This is a genomic window from Candidatus Protofrankia californiensis (genome assembly GCF_900634765.1).
GTDB classification, from domain to species: domain Bacteria; phylum Actinomycetota; class Actinomycetes; order Frankiales; family Frankiaceae; genus Protofrankia; species Protofrankia californiensis.
The window spans coordinates 604-5,142 of record NZ_CAAAFT010000102.1; the positions used below are offsets into that span (position 1 = coordinate 604).

The following is a 4,539-nucleotide window of genomic DNA, read 5'->3' on the forward strand; positions in this document are numbered from 1 at the left end:
CGCCCGCGCCCGCGCCACCGGGAGCGCGGTGCCCGCGCCCGCCGTAGTGGGCGCCGACCGCGCCTGCGGTGGTGGCCACGCCGATCGCGCGCAGGCAGGCGTCCGCCATGCCGCGCACCGGGGCACCGCTGATGATCGGGGACACCCCGACGACGGGAGCGGGCGTCCCGATCAGCGCCTCCCGCAGCCCCGGCACGGCGAGGATCGACCCGATGGACACCACCGGATTCGACGGCGGGAGCAGCACGAGGTCGGCGTTCGCGAGCGCGTCGAGAACTCCCGGTGCCGGTCGTGCCTTCTCGGCTCCGACCGAAATGATTTCCCTGGCCGGGGTGGCGGCACGCATCCGCAGCCACCACTCCTGGAAGTGCACGGCCCGCCGTCCCTCGTCGGTTTCGATGACCACGTGTGTCTCGACCCTGTCGTCACTCATCGGCAGCAGGCGCAGCCCTGGCTTCCAGCGTTGGCACAGCGCCGCGGTCACGTCGGTGAGTGAATAGCCGGCGGCTAGCATCTGCGTGCGGACGAGATGGGTGGCAAGATCGCGGTCGCCGAGCCCGAACCAGGCCGGACCGACGCCGTAGGTCGCCAATTCGTCGGCCACGGTGAACGTCTCCGCGTGGCGACCCCAGCCACGCTCGGTGGAAATACCCCCGCCGAGGGTGTACATGACGGTGTCGAGGTCGGGGCAGATACGCAGGCCGTGCAGGGTGATGTCGTCACCGGTGTTACCGATCACCGTGATTTCGGCGTCGGGTAACGCGGCTCTCGCACCGAGCAGGAAACGGGATCCCCCGATGCCGCCCGCGAGCGCTGTGATCTTCACCTGACCCTCACGTCCCGCGATTGTGTCACCCTTCGACCCTATCCGCGTGCTGTCGCCGACGATGGCTGTGGATTCCGGGGCCTCCGAGCGCGTAAAACCATGATCGCGTCCTCTTCGGCCAGCCTCTTCAGCCAGCTAGGACGGTGGGATGGTCCTGGCTGCGGTTTCCGGCCTGGCTCCGGTTTCGGATCTGACTCCGGTTTCGGGATCGTGGGCGGTGAATGCGGCCAGCAGATAGCGCACAAGGCTGCTGGTCGGTCGCGTCGGAGCGGGGTCGGCCAGCCCGCCTTCGATCGTGGCGACGACCGCGTCCGCGGCGATGTCCTGCTCCGTTTCGTCGACATGGTCGGTGACCGTGGCGAGAGCCAGATCGTGGAGCCAGGAGTGCAGCCGTTCGTGGTACTCCATGACCGTCGGCGAGTGCGGCGCACGTTCGGCCACACAGGGATGCAGGGAGCGCCGGCGCTCGACCGAGTCCAGGGCCGCGAACAGCTTCTGCGCCGGATCGCCGTCGAATGCGTCGATACGGTCGACCTCACCGTCGAGAAGCCGGTTGAGGACGGCGGCGAAGGCGTGGTCCTTCGATCGGAAATACCAGTAGACCGAGCCCGGCTCAATGCCCGCGGCCCGGGCGATTTCAGCGACGGAGGTGGCGGCGAAGCCCCGGGCGAGGAACTGTTGCTCGGCGACGGCCAGCAGCGCGTCTATTCGCTCCTCGCGTGGGACCTCCTGGCGGTTACGCGGCACCTGATCAGCCTAGCGACAGCCGCTGCCGTAGGTCGGAGGAAGGTGCACGGATCAGCGACACGTGATGGATGTCAACGGTGGATGTGTCGCCCGTTATCGGCGTATCCACCCGTCAAGGTCATTATTTGTCCTGCTTACGTGATGATCTTGAAGGGGTAGCGGATCGTATTTGGTGCGTCGTATCTCTTGATTCTGCTTAGAGAGGGTGGTGAGACTGGGGGCGGGCGCTGCCGGCACGCGGCGCCGCAACCGGAAAGGACGATCCATGTCCCAGCCGAAGCCGACCGTTATGAGCCACAGCCTCGACGCCCTCACGGCAATTCTTGCCCGGGCGCTGGCCGGCGCACGCCATCCGCAGGTCGAGGCCGCCAGGCGTTCGCAGATACGCCGTACCGCGGGCAGGCCCCCGGCGCCGGCCGGCGACCCGGTGTCCCGGCGTTGCGACCGGCTTGCCGCTCGCGCCCGGACGTACAACACCCTCGGTGTTGTCGGCCGGCTGCGCACCATCGCCACCTAGTGACCAGGGCCTCCTTCAGGCACTGACGGTAGCCAACCGAATCGTTGCGGCGGTCTTGGCGGCGTGGCCGGGCGCCATTGCGGCTCGGGCGCGAGAAAAGCATGATCGCGTCGTTCTTGATATCTGATCATTGGGATTCGGGTGGGTAGATGACGAGATCGCGGGAGCCCGCGCACAATTCGTCCCGCGCCGCGGCGAACGACGCCACACCGGCGGTGACGCCTGACGCCAGGCGACCGGTACGGCCCGGTGCCCAGCCGCCGCCGGCGGGCCCAGCGCTGCGGCGCGCGCTGCGGCGGGCCCGCGACGGTGTGGTCCTCGACGCGGTGGAGGCGGCCGTGCTGATGGCCGCCCGCGAGGACGATCTCGTTGATCTGTCCGCGTCGGCGGCACGGGTACGGGACGCGGGCCTGCGCTCGGCCGGGCGTCCGGACACGATCACCTATTCGCCGAAGGTGTTCATCCCCCTCACGCGGTTGTGCCGGGACAGGTGCCACTACTGCACGTTCGCGACCGTCCCGCACCGGCTGTCCGCGCCCTACCTGAGCCTGGACGAGGTCGTCGAGATCGCCCGCAGAGGCGCGGCGGCGGGCTGCGCGGAAGCGCTGTTCACCCTGGGTGATCGTCCCGAGGATCGCTGGCCGGCGGCGCGCCAGTGGCTGGACACCCACGGCTACGACTCCACCCTCGGCTACCTGCGGGCGGCGGGCATCGCCGTCCTGGAGGAGACCGGGCTGCTGCCACACCTGAATCCCGGGGTGCTGTCCTGGCAGGAGCTGGCTCGGCTCAAACCGGTCGCGCCGTCCATGGGCATGATGCTGGAGACGACCGCGACCCGACTGTGGTCCACTCCGGGCGGCCCGCACCACGGCTCGCCCGACAAGGAGCCGGCCCGCCGGCTGCGGGTGCTGGAGGACGCCGGCCGGCTGTCGGTGCCGTTCACCACCGGCCTGCTGCTCGGTATCGGCGAGACCTACCTGGAACGCGCCGAGACGCTGTTCGCGATCAGGGCGGTGGCCCGCCGCTACGGTGGCATCCAGGAGGTGATCGTCCAGAACTTCCGGGCCAAGGACGACACGGCGATGCGGGGTGCACCCGACGTCGGCGCCGAGGAGCTTGCCGCGGCGGTCGCCGTTGCCAGGCTGGTGCTCGGCCCGTCCCTACGGGTACAGGCGCCGCCGAACCTGGTCGACCCCAACGAGTGCGCGCTGCTGCTGGCCGCCGGCATCGACGACTGGGGCGGGGTGTCACCGGTGACCCCGGACCACGTCAACCCGGAACGGCCCTGGCCGGCGGTGGCGACCTTGGCCGCGGTCACGGCGGCGGCCGGCTTCACATTGCGGCCACGGTTGACCGCCTACCCGCCCTACCTGGACGAACCGTGGCTGGACCCCAGGCTGCGCCCGTACGTGGACGCGCTGGGCGCTGCGGACGGGCTGCTGCGGGCCGCAGCGGTCGCGGTGGGCCGCCCCTGGCAGGAACCGGACGGCGGCCTCGCCGACAGCGGCCGGGTCGACCTGCAGGCGGCCATCGACGTCTCCGGCCGCCGCACCGACCGCAGGGCGGACTTCGCGTCGGTCTACGGGGACTGGGACGTCCTGCGCGAACAGGTCAGCGCCGCGGGCACCGGCGCCGACGGGGTGGTCGGCACGGGAACCCGTGCCGCACCGGATGTGCCCGTGCCCGGCACGGCTTCGCAGGCCGGAACCGGAGCCGGGGCGGGAGCCGGGGGGGATGGTTCCGCCGGCGCCGGCGGAACCGCGCCGGCGCGCCTCGACGGCGACACAAGGACCGCGCTGCGCCATGCGGCCGACGATCCGGCGGGCATCAGCGACGCCGACGCCCTCGCCCTGTTCGGCGCGTCGGGCGCAGCGCTGGAGGAGCTCTGCCGGTTCGCGGACGACCTGCGACGGGACGCCGTCGGTGACGACGTCACCTACATCGTCAACCGGAACATCAACTTCACGAATGTCTGCTACACCGGATGCCGGTTCTGCGCGTTTGCGCAGCGACGGGGTGACGCCGACGCCTACACGCTGTCCCAGCAGGAGGTCGGCGCCCGGGCCGAAGCGGCGTGGGCGGTCGGCGCCACCGAGATATGCATGCAGGGGGGCATCCACCCGGACCTGCCCGGGACCGCCTACTTCGACCTGGCCCGCGAGATCAAGAGCCGGGTGCCCGGTGTGCACCTGCATGCCTATTCTCCGATGGAGGTCGTCAACGGGGTCAGCCGGACAGGTCTGTCCATCCGCGACTGGCTGACAGCGGCCCGCGAGGCCGGCGTCGACTCGATTCCGGGAACGGCCGCCGAGATCCTCGACGACGACGTGCGCTGGGTGCTGACCAAGGGCAAGCTGCCGGCCTCGACCTGGGTGGAAATCATCACAACCGCCCACCAGGTGGGCCTGCGGTCGTCCGCCACGATGATGTACGGGCATGTGGACACGCC

General features: G+C 70.5%; 4 protein-coding genes. 2 read left to right on the plus strand and 2 right to left on the minus strand.

All coding sequences use genetic code 11. The features are described from left to right. Together cofD and DD1DGNOD_RS06080 are read right to left on the minus strand one after the other, a co-directional pair. The coding region (cofD, locus tag DD1DGNOD_RS06075; protein ID WP_241255496.1) for a 2-phospho-L-lactate transferase at positions 1–826 on the minus strand (826 nt) is incomplete at its 3' end. A gap of 135 nt (positions 827–961) precedes the next feature. Then, positions 962–1,573 carry a TetR/AcrR family transcriptional regulator gene (locus DD1DGNOD_RS06080; protein WP_241251274.1) on the minus strand — a complete coding sequence of 204 codons (612 nt, stop codon included), beginning with the start codon at positions 1,571–1,573 and terminating at the stop codon, positions 962–964. 265 nt (positions 1,574–1,838) lie between these two features. Here DD1DGNOD_RS06080 and DD1DGNOD_RS06085 point away from each other — a divergent pair, with 265 nt between their 5' ends. Together DD1DGNOD_RS06085 and DD1DGNOD_RS06090 are read left to right on the plus strand one after the other, a co-directional pair. After that, the gene (locus DD1DGNOD_RS06085) at positions 1,839–2,090 is read left to right on the plus strand and encodes a hypothetical protein (RefSeq protein WP_241255497.1); all 252 of its coding nucleotides are present in this window, start codon (positions 1,839–1,841) and stop codon (positions 2,088–2,090) included. Between the two features lie 149 nt (positions 2,091–2,239). Continuing rightward, positions 2,240–4,539 (plus strand): bifunctional FO biosynthesis protein CofGH (locus DD1DGNOD_RS06090; RefSeq protein ID WP_241255498.1); only part of this gene is annotated, 2,300 nt, incomplete at its 3' end.

Coding starts and splice junctions, on each gene's coding strand:
- DD1DGNOD_RS06085 (WP_241255497.1), top strand. CDS start 1,839: ATGTCCCAGCCGAAGCCGACCGTTATGAGCCACAGCCTCGACGCCCTC.